We start from the raw sequence: 18,454 nt of genomic DNA on the forward strand, positions 1-18,454 counted from the left end.
AATACAATCACTCAAAATTTTATGGGATGTCATTGCATCCTCACTGCATTTTTAGAAAAAAAAAGTAAAAATACCCTGAAACTCTTCAAACCAAGACCTTTAAAATTCTGCACGATTCACGCTAAATCACTAAGTTTTCTAGCACAAAATACGGTAAAATAGTCGATTGCTGAATTGCTTTTGGAAATTTTCATGAATTCGAAACCCCGTCTTTCTACATATTGGGTCACCTGTGCAGATGGACTTGAAACCTTATTGCAAGAAGAAATGCAAGGTTTAGGTATTCAAAATATCGAACGTTTACCGGGTCGTTTAATTTTCAAAGGCACACTCGAAAATGCCTATCGTGTCTGCATGTGGTCACGTTTAGCCTCACGTGTCCTTACGCCAATTCACACACACGAAATTGAATTCAGTCACGACGCGCGCGATGTAGCCGAAGAGCTTTATGAAGGTGCGCTTAGCTTTGACTGGTCACTCATTTTTGCCCCACAAAGTACATTTGCAGTGCGTTTACACATTGAACGTGACATCAAAGTAAATAGCCAGTTTGCGACCTTGCGCGTTAAAGATGGTGTGGTCGATTCATTTATGGATGCAGTGGGCAAACGTCCAAGCATCGACATCAAACAGCCAGAAATTACCTTATACGTGTTGGCAGGCAAAAAAGAACATACATACTGCCTTGATTTATCGGGCGATTCATTGCATAAGCGCGGCTATCGTCGTTTTATGACCGATGCGCCAATCAAAGAAAATCTTGCAGCGGCAATTCTGCAAAAAGGTCAATTACAACACATTCAGCCTGACATCATTTTAGATCCGATGTGTGGTTCAGGTACCTTTATTATTGAAGCTTTAATGATGCTGACTGACCGTGCGCCAGGTCTAGTACGTCGTTTTGGTTTTAATGGTTGGCAAGGCCATGACCATGAATTATGGATGAACATTAAAGCTGAAGCAGCAGAACGACATCAGACAGCATTACAACAACCGCTGCCAAAATTCTATGCTTTTGATGCAGACTGGGAAGCAGTCAAAGCCACCAAGCAAAATATTATTGCTGCCGGTTTTGAACACTTGCTCGATCAGATTCAAATTGAAGAACGTACTTTGGCCGACTGGCCAGATTTTCAGGCTGAAGGCAAAAAAGCCTTTATTGTCACCAACCCACCTTATGGTGAGCGTTTAGGCGATAAAGCCTCGAACCGTGCCTTGTATTTGGGTTTATCTGCCCTATTGCAAAAACATTTCCCAAATCAAAAAGCAGCTGTAATTGCCGCACAGGTCGAACAAGCCGATGTACTGGCATTTAATGACCCTCAAATTCTACGTTTGATGAACGGTAAACTACCAATTTATGTCCGTTTTGGCACGATCAAACCTGCAACAGTAGCACGTCCATTCTTAGCTGACTGGCAACCTCAGCAATTTGAACCGATTGAAGGTGCAGAAGACTTCACCAACCGCTTACAGAAAAATATGCAAAGCCTGAAAAAATGGGCTGTGAAAGATAATGTCTATTGCTTACGTTTATACGATGCAGACTTGCCTGATTTTAATGTCGCAGTCGATTTATACGGCGATCGTTTGCACGTACAAGAATATGCACCACCGAAAAAAATTGATCCTGAAAAAGCCAAAAAGCGTTTTAATCTTGCATTACAAGCAATTCGTGCTGTAACAGGCTTAGGCCGTGATGCGGTATTCATTAAGACACGTGCCCGCCAAGAAGGTAAAAATCAGTACACCAAACAAAGTACTGCTTCTAAGCGTTTTATTGTGCAAGAAGGTCAAGCGAAAATTTTGGTCAACCTGACGGATTATTTAGATACAGGTTTATTCCTAGACCACCGTCAAATGCGTTTACGCATTGCCAAAGAAGCTCGTGGCAAGCACTTCCTGAATTTATACAGTTACACCTCAACTGCAAGTTTGCATGCTGCACTTGGCGGGGCTGCAAGTACCACCAGTGTCGATTTGTCCAACACCTATTTAAACTGGTCTAAAGAAAACTTTGTATTGAATGGTTTAACGGTAGACCATGCCGATGAGCAACATCAATTCTTTGCCAGCGATTGTTTTGAATGGCTCAAAGAAGGTCATGAACAATATGATCTGATCTTTATTGACCCACCAACTTTCTCTAACTCTAAAAAATTCTACGGAACGTTTGACGTACAACGCGACCACGTTTCTTTAATTAAACGTGCCATGAACCGCTTAACCACAGGCGGTACGCTGTACTTCTCCAACAACTACCGTGGTTTTGAAATGGATGAAGAAATTGAAGCCATGTTTGATGTGCAGGAAATTAGCCATGAAACTATTGGCCCAGATTTCAAACGCAATACCAAAATCCACCGTGCTTGGAAAATTCAGCACCCACCTGTTTAAATAAACGATATGGTATTACAACAAAGCCTGTTCAATTGAACAGGCTCTGTTTTTTCGTAGGTCAGTATCTAGCTTATTGACCAGTTAAAAACTTCTTTTCACCATATTGATAATGCATCGACAGTTTAAATTCATCACCATCACGTTCAATTTGCTGATTGCCTTGCATCGCACTGAGCATCTGCTCTAATTCTTGATCAGACATGCTTTTACCCGCAGCATTCATATAATTATTCATAATAGTTTTGACCACTTGCTTGTTAAAGCTCACATCGGTTTGCACTTCTAGCAAACTTGGGAACATTTTTGCTAAGCCTTCTACAGTGGTTTGATGCCCTGGCATCACTTTACCGACCAAATCTGCCCGAATACTGCCTGTGCCTAACTTCAACTGATTCTTCTTCGATTCAAACTGAAAACCCTCATTAATCACCGCCACTAAGGCTTGTTGAACTTCCTTCTTAAAGTTTTCTGCTTCTAAGCAGGAATTGCTTTGTTTTTGAATAATATCAAAAAAGGTCTGCATTTTTGTGCGTTGCAAATCATTAACATCCCAATTTAACTGCAAATCTTGCATGGCAGGCACATTATTTAAACCTAACTCGGCAATTTTAAATTTTGAATGAATATCAACCGTACGCTCATGCAGTTGAGTATCCATACGCCAACTGAAGTCCTTCATTTTGCCTGAACCCACTGCTTTTGGGTCTTGACGCTGCATTTCTGCAATACTGAATTGGAAATAGCCCGGCTCTAAAGACTGTGCATTCAAAGCCTGATTGGTTTTAAACTGCATACCTTTTACTTGAAGATGTCCAAATTGATCGCGTACCGTCAATTGAGGCACATCAAAACTCATATTTACAATTTGCTGCTGCCCTTGACTTTGTTTCCCCTGAAACTCAATCTGCATAGGCGAAAATTTAGCTTCAAGTCCTGCTTCTTTTTTCTCTATGGCAGGTATGCTCAATTTCGTGGTTGATACGCCCAACCAATTTACTTGTGTTGTCATATTTAAAGGCTGCTGAAAGAACTCGGAAAATTGGCCCTGCCCTTGTTCCAGATTCATTTTAGAATCAATTTGGTAACCTTTCCATGTCCGCTGAATTTGATCTTGTCCGTGAAACACCAATTTTTCTTTAGCATTACACGGGTCTGAAATAATGGTCATTTTCCATTTGGCAGTACCTTTTAAAGTCCCCATGTCGTAGTCTGTATATTGCACGCTAATATTAGGTGCAGGATTTGAATTTTGTTGATAATGCTCACGCAGGCTCTTATCTGCATATAAATTTCCCGCAGCGGCAGCTCCTGCTAACACTGCAACCCCCATTCCACCCCATACTATTTTTGACATAGATTCTGCTCAGAATTTATCTATTTTTATTGAAAAAAAATTATAATTAATCTTCTTTAAAAAAGATAATTGTTTTGCAAATAAATCACTTAAATAAAATATTTATCACAAAATATTTAAAATAGCTGTCACTTTTGACCAAAAATTTTACTAATGTGACCTGAATTGTCAGTCATAAAAAAACCCAGCCGAAGCTGGGTTTATTGAAAGTTGCTAACATATAGCCAATTAGCTGAGTTTCATTTTTTCAAACACCAATTGACCATTTTCAGCTTTAATTAAAATCGTATCGCCTGCAACAAAGTCGCCTGCTAAGATTTTTTGCGCCAACGTGTTTTCCACTTGTTGCTGAATCGCACGTTTCAATGGACGTGCACCGTAGACTGGGTCAAAACCTGCTTCAATCAATTGATCAAATGCAGTATCGTCTATCGACAAGCGCAAATCGCGTTCGCTTAAACGTGCACGTAAACGATCCAATTGAATATCGGCAATGCCACGAATTTGTGCTTTTTCCAATGAATGGAACACCACCAATTCATCAATACGGTTAATAAATTCAGGGCGGAAATGTTGCGACACTGCTGCCATGACCACGGCACGTACTTCTTCACGTGTTGGATTGTCACCTAGTTCACGTACATCATGCGAACCCAAGTTAGAAGTCATCACAATTACAGTGTTTTTAAAGTCCACCACGCGACCTTGTGAATCGGTCAGGCGACCATCATCCAACACTTGCAATAAGATGTTAAATACGTCCGGATGGGCTTTTTCCACCTCATCAAACAACACCACACTGTACGGTTTACGACGCACTGCTTCGGTTAACACACCACCTTCTTCATAACCAACATAGCCTGGAGGCGCACCAACCAAACGGCTGACCGAGTGTTTTTCCATAAATTCAGACATATCAATCCGAATCATGGCATCATCACTGTCAAACAAGAAGTTTGCTAAAGCTTTTGTCAATTCTGTTTTACCTACCCCTGTTGGGCCAAGGAACAGGAACGAACCACTTGGACGGTTAGGATCAGACAAACCAGCGCGTGAACGACGTACTGCATTCGATACCGCTACCACAGCTTCGTCTTGCCCCACCACACGGTTATGCAAGAAATCTTCCATGTGTAGCAGTTTTTCACGTTCACCCTGCAGCATTTTCGATACAGGAATACCCGTTGCAGCACTGACGACTTCTGCAATTTCATTGTCCGTAACTTTGTTACGCAATAATTTTGGTTCTTCTTTCTCTTCAACCAACTCATCTTGTGCCAGTTGTTTTTCCAACTCAGGAATCACGCCGTATTGCAAACGTGACATTTCTGCCAAGTCGTTCTCACGCTGCGCCTTTTGCAATGCCATACGTGCCTGATCTAACTGAGTCTGTATTTGCTTAGTACCTTCAACCAAGGTTTTTTCCGCTTTCCAGACTTCTTCCAAATCATTGTATTCATTCTGAACTTCAATAATTTGTTTTTCTAAATGCGCAACTTCGGCACGGCTGCCTGCATCTTCATCTTTCTTCACTGCTTCAAGTTGCAGTTTCAATTGAATTAAACGGCGCTCTAATTTATCTAAAGCTTCAGGCTTAGAATCTAGCTCCATTTTAATCCGTGATGCTGCCTCATCCACCAAGTCAATTGCCTTGTCGGGAAGTTGACGGTCTGTGATATAACGGTGTGACATTTTAGCAGCAGCAATAATCGCCGAATCTAAAATTTTCACCCCGTGGTGCACTTCGTAGCGTTCTTTCAGACCTCGTAAAATTGCAATGGTGTCTTCTACACTTGGCTCATCTACCAATACTTTTTGGAAACGACGCTCTAAAGCCGCATCTTTTTCAATATATTGACGATACTCATCTAAAGTAGTGGCACCGACGCAGCGCAATTCGCCACGCGCCAATGCAGGTTTCAACATATTGCCTGCATCCATGGCGCCATCACCTTTACCTGCACCCACAAGCGTGTGTAATTCATCAATAAACAAGATGACTTCACCTTCTTGTTTCGCCAAGTCTTTTAAGACCGCTTTTAGGCGTTCTTCAAACTCACCGCGATATTTCGCACCTGCCAACAAAGAACCCAAATCTAAAGATAAAACACGTTTACCTTTTAAACTTTCAGGCACTTCACCATTCACAATACGCTGCGCCAAACCTTCAACAATCGCAGTTTTACCCACACCAGGTTCACCAATGAGTACTGGGTTGTTTTTGGTACGGCGTGACAATACCTGAACGGTACGGCGGATTTCATCATCACGACCAATTACAGGGTCTAGCTTGCCCGCCAACGCACGTTCAGTTAAGTCGATGGTATATTTATTGAGTGAGTCACGTTGATCTTCGTGATTATTGCTCATAACTTTTTCATCCCCTCTAATTTTGTCAATCACGCTACGCAAACTGCCTGAGGTCACGCCTACACTGTTCAGTAGTGTTTTGGTCGCGCCCACTTCGGCCAAACCCAGCATCAACCAATCGGTTGACAAGAACTCATCACCTGCTTTTTGGGCAAAACTGTCAGCCAAATTCAGGGCTTTAACTGCATCTGGACTTAAGTTGATATCGCCTGTTGGATTGGCCAAAGTCGGTGCATCGGCAATCGCTTGCTGTAATTTGCTTTGCAAATCACGTAGGTTGGCGCCTGCTTGTTGTAATAAACTGACATTGGAGGCTTCTTCGAGCAAAGTCGCCAATAAGTGAATGCCTTCAATGGCAGTATGATCTTTCCCTATCGCGAGAGATTGGGCATCGGATAAAGCTTGCTGTAGGCGGTTGGTAAACTTTTCAAAACGCATTCTTGTTATTCCTCACAACAAATTGTGTACTTGATGGATATATGGGAACGCAGGTGTAAATTTCAATTAAATTTTTTATATATTTTTCAAAATCTTAATTAAAATTAACAGTTGGATTTCAATTATAATATTGGACTTATTAAAGTAAATTTCAAGTTTAGTCTGGTAATTTTTTTATAGTGAGTTGAATGATTGACATACACTTGCATATCAATAAATTAAAGGCTTTTGATTATTATTCATGCAAATTGAAATATTTAGTTACAATGATTGGCAAATATACCAACCATTGTATGACCTATCAGTCAACGCCTAATCTTGTTCAATAATTTCAAAATCATGGCTAATTTCAACACCACCATCAGATAGCATTTTACTAGCAGAACAGTATTTTTCTGCTGAAAGTTCAACCGCCTTCGCGACCTGCTTTTCCTTGACAGCCTTGCCTTTGACTACAAAATGCAAATGAATTTTGGTGAACACTGCAGGGATGCTATCGGCACGTTCTGCTGTTAACTGACATTCAACATGCGTCACTTCTTGGCGTGATTTCTTTAAAATAGTCACAATATCGAATGAAGCACAACCACCAAGTCCCATTAAGATTAACTCCATAGGACGTGGACCACGGTTTTCACCACCATATTCTGCGGATCCATCCATCACTACAGAATGACCACTTTCTGATTTGGCTTCAAAAGCAACGTTCTCTAACCACTGAACACTTGTTTGCATTGCAACTACCTAAAAAAAACTATAAATTGACACGGGTATTTGTACACTAACATAACTTGAGTTGATAAGGAATTTCATCTCTACTGTGTGACAAGTTCAGCTTAGGTCTTGTGCGATCTATTATTTATCCATTTTCGGAACCGTTAGCATGACTTCCAACTTTTCACAGCTGAGTACTGATGCATTGTCCCCAGGACAACTGCCTGACTCAGTCAAAGCATTATTAAAACGTGCATACATCAACCGTTATCCAAAACGGACAACTATTGTTGATGCAGGGACTGAATCAAAATCATTATATTTGATTCTAAAAGGTTCAGTATCAATTATTCTTCGCGAAGATGACGATCGCGAAATTGTTGTGGCATATTTGAATCCAGGTGACTTTTTTGGGGAAATGGGTCTGTTTGAATCGAATCCACAACGTACTGCAGAGGTTCGTACTCGTGATGTCTGTGAAATCGCAGAAATTACTTATGAAAATTTCCACGAACTCAGCAAACAATATCCCGATTTAAGCTATGCCGTTTTTGCACAGCTGGTACGTCGTTTAAAAAATACCACACGTAAAGTGACTGACCTTGCCTTTATAGATGTGTCTGGTCGTATTGCACGTTGCTTGATTGATCTTTCTGCGCAGCCAGAAGCCATGATTTTGCCAAACGGTCGTCAAATTCGTATTACACGCCAAGAAATTGGTCGTATTGTCGGCTGTTCACGTGAAATGGTCGGGCGTGTTCTAAAAACACTTGAAGAGCAAGGCATGATTGAAACTGATGGTAAAGCCATTCTGATTTTTGATGCTTCTTTGGAGCAAAATGAATCCACTGATGGCAACTTTGATGACGAGTAAACCATCTATATTCTCTTTAAAAAAGCAAATCTTCGGATTTGCTTTTTTATTACCAGCTGTTAATTTTTTACCATTTTCAATTATCAAAATACCATTATTGCTGTCACTACAATGAAGTAGCAATTTTCGCAGCCACAAGTGGCGCAAAATGGTTTCAGCTCTTGTAACATCAATATATACATATAATTTTGAGCGAGAGACAATATGCAATTTAAACCATTGGCAAAGACGGGGATTTTAGTTCCAGAAATCTGCTTGGGCACGATGACCTTTGGTGAACAAAACACGCAATCAGATGCCTTTGAGCAACTGGATTATGCCTTAGAGCGTGGCGTGTATTTTTGGGATACCGCAGAAATGTATCCCGTACCGCCCAAAATAGAAACTCAAGGTGCAACTGAAACTATCATTGGTAATTGGTTACAGCAACATGGCGGACGTGATAAATTATTTTTAGCCTCTAAAATTGCAGGCCCATCGCAAGGCGGCAGTCATATTCGAGATGGCAAAACTCGCTTTAACGCGCAGGATATTCAATCTGCGCTAGATGGCAACTTAAAACGCCTTCAAACCGACTATATTGACTTATACCAACTGCACTGGCCGCAGCGTCCGACCAACTTTTTTGGCAAACTCGGTTATGGCAACCAAGAAGCACAAAATTCGCAAGAAGTAACCGACCTTGCTGAAACCTTAACCGCGTTGCAACAAGAAATTCAAAAAGGGCGGATTCGCTATATTGGCCTGTCAAATGAAACCCCCTGGGGCACCATGAAGTTTCTACACTTGGCAGAACAGCTAGGATTAAGCAAATTTGTCAGCGTACAAAATCCTTATAACTTACTGAACCGCACTTACGAAATCGGCATGTCTGAAATTGCCCATTATGAAGGTATTGGACTACTCGCCTACTCACCTTTGGCTTTTGGTTATTTAACTGGTAAATTCCGTCATGGTGCACGCCCTGTCAATGCCCGTGTCACGCTTTATTCACGTTTTAGCCGTTACAGCAATCCACAAAGCGAATGGGCGACCGAACAATACGCCCAACTTGCAGAACAACACGGCTTGAGTTTAACGCAACTGGCTCTGGCATTTATTAAGCAGCAATTTTTTGTAACCAGTACCATTATTGGCGCGACCAATATGGCACAACTCAAAGAAAATATTGATGCTTTTGACATCAACTTATCAGATGAAATTTTACAAGGTATTGAAGCCATTCATCGTCAACAACCCAATCCAGCACCCTAATTTCATTTTAAGCACTGCTTTAAAATGAAATTAGAAAATTGAAGTAAACAAGTGAGCTGGCGTTTAAATTAAAAACATGAGTTCAGCTATAACGCACCATTTTTATGTTGTTTAAAGTCAAAAATTTTAAAAAAGGATGCGCATTTCTATGCACATCCTTTCTTTGATTCATCTGTCTTACTGACTAATGTTATCTTAGCGGCGGTTTTTGTTATAAATTGCCTGAGCTGCAGGTAAGTTTTTACGCATCGCCTCAATACGCTGACTGTTCGATGGGTGCGTTGATAAGAACGATGCACCACCGCCACCTTCAAGTTTGTTCATTTTTTCCCAAAGGGTAATAGCAGCTTGCGGGTTATAACCTGCACGCGCCATAAGCATTAAGCCACCCTGATCGGCACGACCTTCCAAATTACGCGAATATGGCAAGCCAATCCCAATTTGCGTACCCAATTGTGCTGCTGCTGCACCCAATTGACCAACGTTATTACCCGCTGCACTTAAGCCAACATTCAACGCCAAGTCTGTTAAAGCTTGCGCACCAATTTTACTTTTAGCGTGTTCTTCTAGTGCGTGCACCATTTCGTGCCCCATAATTGCAGCAATTTCAGCATCGGTTAAATTCAGTTTATTGACAATACCTGTATAGAACACCACTTTCCCGCCAGGTGCAACAAAAGCGTTTACCTGATCAGACTTAAGCACCGCCAATTGCCATTGGAAAGGCTGTCCTGTTTGGTTCATTTGGTTGGCATATGGAATCAAACGCTGAAACACGGTATTAATCCGTTTATACGTAGTTGAACTAGTGTCTAACTGATTTTTATTGCGTGCGTCTTGTACCATTTCGTTATAACTTTTAGATGCAGTTGCATTTAAGGTGGCAGTATCTGCACCTGCCATGTCTGCAACAGTGGTACACCCTGACACTGTGATTGCGCCTGCGGCACATAAACTTAACATCAGTTTTTTGTTCATTATAATAATCTCCGCCTTACGAGCTATCTTCATATCAATCAATTGTATAAAATCAATTCAAGGCTTTAAATCAATAATCACTTCATAATCATATTATTTATGTAAATAACGCCTAAGCTGTGTACAGATTATATGTCTAAGCGATCAATAACTACCTTAGTAAAGAAATTGATAAGACAACCAAAACACTAAACAGAAGATATTTAAACCCAAGTAAATTTTAGATACTACTTCTACTTTTTCTTCCATTGCTGGATTTTTGCGTTTGTAGAGTAGGTAAGCATTTTGAATCAGAATCAGTGGCACCAAAATACAGGCAAAAATAACGCTCAAACCCATAAATGCCTGATACATAATATTCGGATCATGCTTTTGCGATAAAATCAGCATCATGGCAATGGTCGGTGCTCCGCCCATCGCGAACAACAAAGAATAAAAAATCGTACTGGTAATATTTTTATGCATCCTGCATAACCTTAATTAAATTTAATTTTCTAAAGCCATTGTAACAAGCCACCCTGCGCTGCACAGTGCCAGTCATCTGCAACTTTAGTCTTGAAAAAACCACTCACTCATCATCATCTGCAATGTTTCACCAAATGAGTCGCTATGGAAACTGAAACAACATCAATAAAAAGCCCCATCATATAGACAGGGCTGAGTACATCATCAGAGCTTAAATTCTATGTCAAAGCACAACACTTAAGCATCAAATGGATGACGTAATACAATCGTTTCTGCGCGGTCTGGGCCTGTAGAAATAATGTCGATTGGACATTCAATTAACTGCTCAAGACGCTTGATGTAGTTCACTGCATTTTCAGGCAATTGTTCTACACTGGTCGCGCCGACAGTTGATTCAGACCAACCTGGCATGGTTTCGTAAATTGGCTTTAAGTTTTCGTATGCAAGCGCATCAGAAGAACCTACGCAACCTGAATCGGTATTTTCATAACCTACGCAGATTTTGATTTCTTCTAAACCATCCAACACATCTAACTTGGTCAAGCAAATACCAGAAAGTGAGTTTACATCGACTGAACGACGTAAAATTTCGGCATCAAACCAACCACAACGACGCTGACGACCTGTAGAGGCACCGAACTCATGACCCACAGTACCTAAGTGTTTACCAATCGCATCACCCACGTCATTTGCTGCGTCGTATACCAACTCTGTTGGGAATGGACCTGCACCTACACGTGTGGTATAGGCTTTGGTAATCCCTAAAACGTAGTCTAAATGTAATGGACCTAAGCCTGAACCCGAGCTTACACCGCCCGCAGTCGTGTTCGATGAAGTCACATACGGATAAGTACCGTGGTCAACATCAAGCAATGAACCTTGTGCACCTTCAAACATAATATTGTCACCGTTTTTACGGTAATTATGAATTTCGGTTGTTACATCAACCACTAATGGTGCAATCACTTCACGCCATTGGTCGCATAGTGCTAAAACTTCATCTAACTGAACTGCTTCAACACCGTAGTATTGTGTCAATTGGAAGTTGTGATAGTCCAATAATTCAGTCAATTGAGTACGTAACGCCTCACCACCACGCACCAAGTCTGCAACACGAATTGCACGACGTGCAACCTTATCTTCATAAGCTGGGCCAATACCACGACCTGTTGTACCAATTTTGGCATTACCACGTTTTTTCTCACGTGCTTGATCAAGTGCAATGTGATTCGGCAAAATAAGTGGGCAGTTTGGTGAAATGCGTAAACGCTCTTTCACTGGCACGCCTTCTTGCTCCAAAATACCCATTTCTTTAATAAGTGCTTCAGGAGAAAGCACAACACCATTACCAATTAGGCACAGTACGTTTTCACGTAAAATACCTGATGGAATGAGGTGTAATACAGTTTTCTTACCACCAACCACGAGAGTATGACCTGCGTTGTGTCCGCCTTGATAACGAACGACTGCCGCCGCCTGATCGGTGAGCAGGTCGACGATCTTACCTTTACCTTCGTCGCCCCATTGGGTACCAAGTACCACAACATTCTTGCCCATAATAGCCTCATTACATCATGCTGTTAAAATTGAAAACCAAGACTTGTAACATGAAACATGCCTTGGCGATTAAATTTTTTCGACTATCCACTCACCATTTGCAAGAACCAATTGGTGCGTTGCGTATGGAACCGAGTTTAAATCATCATTGCCCAACAATTGAATTACCCTAAAGCCTTGCGCACGTGTATTTTGAATAGCCGCGATTAAATCGGGTTGTGAGCCTTTAGGCGCAACAACAACAGCCGATGATTCAAAACGGCCTGCACTTAATACAAACAAGTCACAAGAGAAACCTGTTGCAGGACGCGCACGTCCAAAATGCTGACCAATGCCATCATAACGACCACCTTGAGCCAATGGCGCAGCACGATTCGGTGCATATACCGCATACATTAAGCCCGTATGGTAATGATAAGAACGCAGCTCAACCACATCTATACCAATATGCAGATTTGGCCAACGCGCCTGAATTTCAGCTTGTGTTGCTTTAACCGCTTCAAACGCTTGCTTAAATTCGCTATTTGTCAACACTTCAGCACTTAAATGAGCCTGCAAAGCATTTAAATCGCTGGCATAGCGACCTAAAGCATAAAAATCTGAACCGAAGTTTAAATCTCGGGTAAATTCTGCCAGTTCAGGCAATGCTTTACGCTGATATAAATCTGACATTTGACGTTCAATGGCTTTGCTTAATTCTGCTTGTTTAACCAAGCTACGGAACATACCGACATGACCCAAGTCTAAATGCATACCTTCTGCCAGACCTGCTTCTTTGAGCAAGCTGATCATAAGATCAACCATTTCTACATCGGCATCAATGCTATCTGAACCAAATAACTCTGCACCCAATTGCAATGGTGCACGTGTAGAATTAAAACCTTGTGGTTTAGTATGTAAAACCGTACCTGCATAGCAGTAACGTGCAATACCATCTACAGGATGTACATGCGCATCAATACGTGCTACTTGGGGTGTCATATCGGCACGCACACCTAGCAAACGACCTGAAAGTTGGTCAATTACTTTAAATGTGGCAAGGTCTAAATCTTGATTCGATTCTGATAGAGAAGATAGAGATTCAATGTATTCTATGAATGGCGTGTACACCAACTGATAACCTCGAGATGCAAGGAAATCCAGTGACTTACGACGCAAGTTTTCAATCACTTGCGCTTGTTCTGGTAATACATCAGCTACACCATCAGGTAATAACCATGTCTCTGAAATGGGCATGTTGTAAACCTAAATTCTTGTTTGCGCGGAACGAATCCGCATAAAAAAATCGGGAGCACACCCGATTTCTCCTAGTTTAGCATGATACTTTTGCTCATGCACCTGACTTTTTCTGAAATATGCGGTAAAAAATATGAATACACGACATCTTTCAAAACCGTCATTTAAAAGTCCTGATTTGATTTGACTACCTTTGCCAATAAACTGACCAACTCGGCATTTTGCATTTCAAGCTGTGCTGTTTTTTGCACGGTTTTATCTAGCGCATCTTGCTGAACCTGCATCTTTTTGGCCAAGTCTTGCATAATTTCCAAAGTCTTTTTCAGATGCTCTTCTAAATGTAATACTTTTTGCTCGACTTGCTGTTGATGCCGCACATCGCTGCTGCTGTCTGCCTGATTTTTAAACTGCAACCAAATCAGAAAAATTACAGCAAGTGCCAGCAAAAAAATAAATCCCCACAATAAAATAATCATCATGCTACTACTCTATTCAAACTTTCTATGCAAACTTTGTTTTATCAATCAGTGAATTAACCGTGAATACGAATTATAAAATCTTTCATCACTATTGCATGCTTTTTACACTTTGTATATGTCTTTAAAAGTAGCTCTTATACTACCCGCTGACTAAAAGATTCGCACAAATCCAGTAAACGATTGGCATAACCCCACTCGTTGTCATACCAGGCAAAAACTTTGGCTTGATGGCCCACCACCATGGTTTGGCTTAAATCGACAATTAACGAATAAGGTGAATGGTTAAAGTCACTCGATACCAAAGGTTCATCGGTCACTTGCATAATTTCGGCATAATCATGCGCTGCCGAAGCACATAACACCTGATTCAATTTGTGCACCGTAATGGGTGACTGCGAAATAAAAGTTAAATCAATAGCTGCAACATTAATGGTTGGCACACGAATCGAATAACCATCAATCCGCTCTTCCATTTTTGGCATGACTTGTTTTAAAGCACCCAAGGCAGATGAAGTTGTCGGAATAATATTTTGTCCTGATGCGCGCGCACGTCGTAAATCGCGATGCGCCTGATCCAATACAGTTTGATCGGCTGTAACTGCATGTATTTCAGTCATTAATGCGGTATCTATTCCGAAAGCATCATCAATAATTTTAACCAGTGGCACTAAAGCCTGCGTGGTACAAGACACACTGGAAATAATTTGGTCGGTACTTTTGACTTCGTGATGGTTCACACCATAAACAATCGCAGCATCTACAGTATCGAATGGCGCGGCACCAATAATCACACGTTTTGCACCCGCGGTAATATGCTGCGTTGCTGCCTCACGAGAACGAAACAACCCCGTGCATTCTAGTAGCACATCCACATTTAAAGCTTGCCATGGCAATTGCGCAGGTTGAGACTGATTCAAGACCTGAACTTTTAATTGCGCCAGACCTGCGGAAATATTCAAGAAAATTTGTTCATTTTCAAGGCTGATTTCCACCTGCCCTTTAAAACGACCATGGGTACTGTCGTATTTAAATAAATGAACTAGGGTTTCTACATCGGCAATGTCATTTATCGCGACAATTTCAAAATGAAAGTCTTTGGGGTTTTCAAACCAAGCCCGCAGCACATTGCGCCCGATTCTACCAAAGCCATTGATTGCCACTCGTTGCATGACTGATCCTTTCATAATGAAATCAAAATTTAAGCATTGCTATGTTAATAGATTTTGCTCGCCTACTGAAAAAAATCAGATCAATTCTACGAATTTTCACGCAATTTGTTGTTTAATTCGGCAAATTGAAATATCGGCTTTGGCTTTCTCCCGCACATCTACATTTTTTAACTTTCTGCATTCCGCTTTATGGCAGTTCGGCATATTAACTGGCCTGCATTAAACGCTTATTTTGAATATAAATATTCATCATCTTCTAATGCAAAGATTTATTCTGTGTATGAGCAACAAAGTTTGAGTCAGATATTGTCATCTATTCACACTAAAATGATTGGTGATAGTGGCTTTTTCCGTTATAATTTGGCGTTTTTAAAATTTTAAGCCTGCATGACAGCAAAAGAATTATTTTTTGTCAGACTGTCTTGCATTTAGCCAAATCAGAATTTATGGAGTGACTTGGTTGTGAGTACTCGTTTTATGACATCAGCTGAAATTCGTGAAGCATTTTTGCGTTACTTTGAATCGCAAGGGCATACACGTGTCACATCGAGTTCTCTAGTTCCTGCCAACGACCCAACCTTATTATTTACCAATGCGGGTATGAACCAGTTTAAAGACTGTTTCCTAGGGCTGGAAAAACGTGATTATGTGCGGGCTGTATCGTCACAAAAATGTGTTCGCGCAGGCGGTAAACACAACGATTTAGACAATGTCGGTTATACTGCTCGTCACCATACATTCTTTGAAATGCTAGGTAACTTCTCGTTTGGTGATTATTTCAAACGTGATGCAATTAAATTTGCTTGGGAGTTTTTAACCAGCGAACAATGGTTGGCTCTACCGAAAGAGCGTTTATATGCCACGGTTTATCACACCGATAATGAAGCGTTTGACATCTGGAACAAAGAAATTGGTTTAGATGCTTCTCGTATTATCCGTATTGGCGACAACAAAGGCGGTCAATATGCTTCAGATAATTTCTGGGCAATGGGTGATACAGGTCCTTGCGGTCCGTGTTCTGAAATTTTCTATGATCATGGCGATCATATCTGGGGTGGCTTACCTGGCACACCTGAAGAAGATGGTGATCGTTTCATTGAAATCTGGAACAATGTATTCATGCAGTTCAACCGTACTGCAGATGGTGTATTGCATCCGCTTCCAGCACCTTCTGTAGACACTGGTATGGGCTTGGAACGTATTTCTGCAGTATTGCAACACGTCAACTCAAACTACGAAATCGACTTGTTCCAGCACTTACTCAAAAATGCAGCAGAAATTATTGGTTTAGATACTACTGAGCTTGAGGCAACTGCACAGCAAACTGGCAAAACTGTAGACTACCCTGCTTCGCTCAAAGTAGTCGCTGATCACGCTCGCTCTTGCTGTTTCCTGATTGCGGATGGTGTAAACCCATCTAACGAAGGTCGTGGTTATGTTTTACGTCGTATTATTCGTCGTGCAGTACGTCACGGCAACAAATTAGGCGCAACAGGTTCATTCTTCCATAAAATGTTGAAGCCACTCATTGAAGTCATGGGCGATGCCTATCCTGAACTTGCAGCACAACAAGCGCGTATTGAAGCACAACTTCTGAAAGAAGAAGAACAGTTTGCCAAAACGCTTGAGCAAGGTTTGAAATTGCTTGAAGGTGAATTAGCACAACTGAAAGGTTCCGTAATTCCAGGCGAAGTAGTATTTAAACTATATGACACTTACGGCTTCCCGACTGACTTAACAGCAGACATCGCACGTGAACGTGAATTGACCATTGACGAAGCAGGCTTTGAATTTGAAATGGCAGCACAACGCCAACGTGCACGTGACGCAGGTAAGTTTGCGGTTGACTACAACTCAATTGTGAAAGTTGAGGGTGACACCCAATTCGATGGTTATGATGCGACTGCAGGCGAAGGTCAAATTGTGGCTATTTACAAAGATGGCGAACAAGTCGATGAAGTGGTTGAAGGCGATGAAGCTTTAATCGTACTAAATCAAACTCCTTTCTATGCAGAAAGCGGTGGTCAAATTGGCGATACAGGTATCTTCAAAAACGAAACAGGGATTTTTGAAGTTCAAGACACCAAAAAATCTGGCGGTGCCTTTGTCCATCAAGGTATTGTCACCATGGGCAGCCTAAAAGCTGCGCAAACCGTCGAAGCCATTGTAAAAGCAGACATCCGCGAAGCAACTGCACGCAACCACTCTGCAACACACCTATTACACGCTGCCCTACGTCAAGTTTTAGGCGCACACGTACAGCAAAAAGGTTCATTAGTTGCTTCTGATATTTTACGTTTTGACTTTGCCAATGACCAACCTGTGTCATTTGAACAATTACAAGAAATCGAGCGTTTAGTGAATGCAGAAGTTATTGCCAATACCGCAGTTTCTACTGAATTACTGGATATTGAAGCAGCGAAAGCCAAAGGCGCAATGATGCTGTTTGGTGAAAAGTATGGCGATGAAGTTCGCGTACTTTCTATGGGTTCTATTATTGAAGATAAAAACTTCTCCATTGAATTGTGTGGTGGTATTCACGTAAAACGTACGGGTGATATTGGTCTATTCAAAATCATTTCTGAAGGTGGTGTTGCAGCTGGTGTACGTCGTATTGAAGCAATTACAGGCAGCAAAGCTGTTGAAGCCGTTCAAAAAACTGAACGTGATATCAACAGTATTAATGCCTTGTTGAAAGCACAAAAAGACCAGACTTTAGAAAAAGTCACCAGTTTGGTCGATACTGCTTCTAGCCTTCAAAAGCAGATTGAACAGCTCAATCAAAAATTAGCGCACTTCCAAGCAAATGAACTTTTAAGTCAAGTACAAGAACTTGCTGGGCGTACTACGCTCATTACGACTGTACAGAATATGGATGCAAAATCACTGCGTAACTTGCACGACGGTGTAAAATCCAAACTCGACCAATCAGTGATTGTACTTGCAGGTGTAGAGGGCGATAAAGTCAGCTTGATCGCTTCTGTTGCACCAGACTTTACTGCTACGATTAAAGCAGGAGACATCATCAAACACTTGGCTACAGAACTAGGTGGTAAAGGTGGTGGTAAACCTGATTTGGCACAAGGTGGCGCGCCACTTAACGAGAACTTTGCATCGGTGATGGCAGGTTTAACTGCTTGGCTTGCGGCAAAATAATCTCACTTTT

The 18,454-nt window shown here is 41.3% G+C and carries 13 protein-coding genes; 4 read left to right on the forward strand and 9 right to left on the reverse strand.

Features of this window, described 5'->3' with window-relative positions; translation table 11 throughout:
- Nucleotides 1-192 precede the first annotated feature (192 nt).
- Nucleotides 193-2,397 carry a bifunctional 23S rRNA (guanine(2069)-N(7))-methyltransferase RlmK/23S rRNA (guanine(2445)-N(2))-methyltransferase RlmL gene (gene rlmKL, locus L6C30_RS00095; RefSeq protein WP_230244299.1) on the forward strand — a complete coding sequence of 735 codons (2,205 nt, stop codon included), beginning with the start codon at nucleotides 193-195 and terminating at the stop codon, nucleotides 2,395-2,397.
- 73 nt (nucleotides 2,398-2,470) lie between these two features.
- Here rlmKL and L6C30_RS00100 read toward each other — a convergent pair whose 3' ends face one another.
- The 3 genes from L6C30_RS00100 to L6C30_RS00110 all read right to left on the reverse strand — a co-directional run bounded on the left by L6C30_RS00100 (nucleotide 2,471) and on the right by L6C30_RS00110 (nucleotide 7,297).
- Nucleotides 2,471-3,754, reverse strand: coding sequence for a DUF945 family protein (locus tag L6C30_RS00100; RefSeq protein ID WP_230244291.1), 1,284 nt, complete (start codon nucleotides 3,752-3,754; stop codon nucleotides 2,471-2,473).
- Nucleotides 3,755-3,982: 228 nt separating this feature from the next.
- A complete protein-coding gene (clpB, locus tag L6C30_RS00105; protein WP_236162302.1) occupies nucleotides 3,983-6,562 on the reverse strand; it encodes an ATP-dependent chaperone ClpB in 2,580 nt (859 codons plus the stop codon).
- A gap of 312 nt (nucleotides 6,563-6,874) precedes the next feature.
- Entirely contained in the window at nucleotides 6,875-7,297 is a 423-nt protein-coding gene (locus tag L6C30_RS00110; protein ID WP_070156041.1) for an OsmC family protein, read from the reverse strand.
- Nucleotides 7,298-7,445: 148 nt separating this feature from the next.
- Between L6C30_RS00110 and crp the strand changes: the two genes are divergently transcribed.
- Complete coding sequence (gene crp, locus L6C30_RS00115) at nucleotides 7,446-8,150, forward strand: cAMP-activated global transcriptional regulator CRP (RefSeq protein ID WP_004971566.1); 705 nt, start codon at nucleotides 7,446-7,448, stop codon at nucleotides 8,148-8,150.
- Between the two features lie 204 nt (nucleotides 8,151-8,354).
- Nucleotides 8,355-9,404, forward strand: coding sequence for an NADP(H)-dependent aldo-keto reductase (locus L6C30_RS00120; protein WP_236162301.1), 1,050 nt, complete (start codon nucleotides 8,355-8,357; stop codon nucleotides 9,402-9,404).
- Nucleotides 9,405-9,599: 195 nt separating this feature from the next.
- Here the strand turns inward: L6C30_RS00120 and L6C30_RS00125 are convergent, their stop codons facing one another.
- The 6 genes from L6C30_RS00125 to L6C30_RS00150 form a co-directional block, all read right to left on the reverse strand.
- Nucleotides 9,600-10,382: a M48 family metallopeptidase gene (locus tag L6C30_RS00125; protein WP_236162300.1), complete on the reverse strand. Its 783-nt coding sequence runs from the start codon at nucleotides 10,380-10,382 to the stop codon at nucleotides 9,600-9,602.
- Between the two features lie 156 nt (nucleotides 10,383-10,538).
- Nucleotides 10,539-10,847, reverse strand: coding sequence for a hypothetical protein (locus L6C30_RS00130; RefSeq protein ID WP_236162299.1), 309 nt, complete (start codon nucleotides 10,845-10,847; stop codon nucleotides 10,539-10,541).
- 237 nt (nucleotides 10,848-11,084) lie between these two features.
- Nucleotides 11,085-12,404 (reverse strand): adenylosuccinate synthase, encoded by a 1,320-nt coding sequence (locus tag L6C30_RS00135; protein WP_236162298.1) that lies wholly within the window; start codon nucleotides 12,402-12,404, stop codon nucleotides 11,085-11,087.
- A gap of 69 nt (nucleotides 12,405-12,473) precedes the next feature.
- Entirely contained in the window at nucleotides 12,474-13,640 is a 1,167-nt protein-coding gene (locus tag L6C30_RS00140) for an ATP phosphoribosyltransferase regulatory subunit (RefSeq protein WP_236162297.1), read from the reverse strand.
- A gap of 164 nt (nucleotides 13,641-13,804) precedes the next feature.
- On the reverse strand, nucleotides 13,805-14,119 hold the full coding sequence (locus tag L6C30_RS00145; protein WP_236162296.1) for a hypothetical protein: 315 nt from the start codon (nucleotides 14,117-14,119) through the stop codon (nucleotides 13,805-13,807).
- 134 nt (nucleotides 14,120-14,253) lie between these two features.
- The gene (locus L6C30_RS00150; RefSeq protein ID WP_236162295.1) at nucleotides 14,254-15,288 is read right to left on the reverse strand and encodes a type I glyceraldehyde-3-phosphate dehydrogenase; all 1,035 of its coding nucleotides are present in this window, start codon (nucleotides 15,286-15,288) and stop codon (nucleotides 14,254-14,256) included.
- Nucleotides 15,289-15,750: 462 nt separating this feature from the next.
- On the opposite strand from L6C30_RS00150, the gene alaS reads away from it, so the two are divergent.
- Nucleotides 15,751-18,444, forward strand: a complete 2,694-nt coding sequence (alaS, locus tag L6C30_RS00155) for an alanine--tRNA ligase (protein WP_236162294.1) — start codon at nucleotides 15,751-15,753, stop codon at nucleotides 18,442-18,444.
- Nucleotides 18,445-18,454: the final 10 nt, after the last annotated feature.

The sequence above is a fragment of the Acinetobacter sp. KAM396 genome, from assembly GCF_021602765.1.
In the GTDB taxonomy this organism is placed as follows: Bacteria; Pseudomonadota; Gammaproteobacteria; order Pseudomonadales; family Moraxellaceae; genus Acinetobacter; species Acinetobacter towneri_A.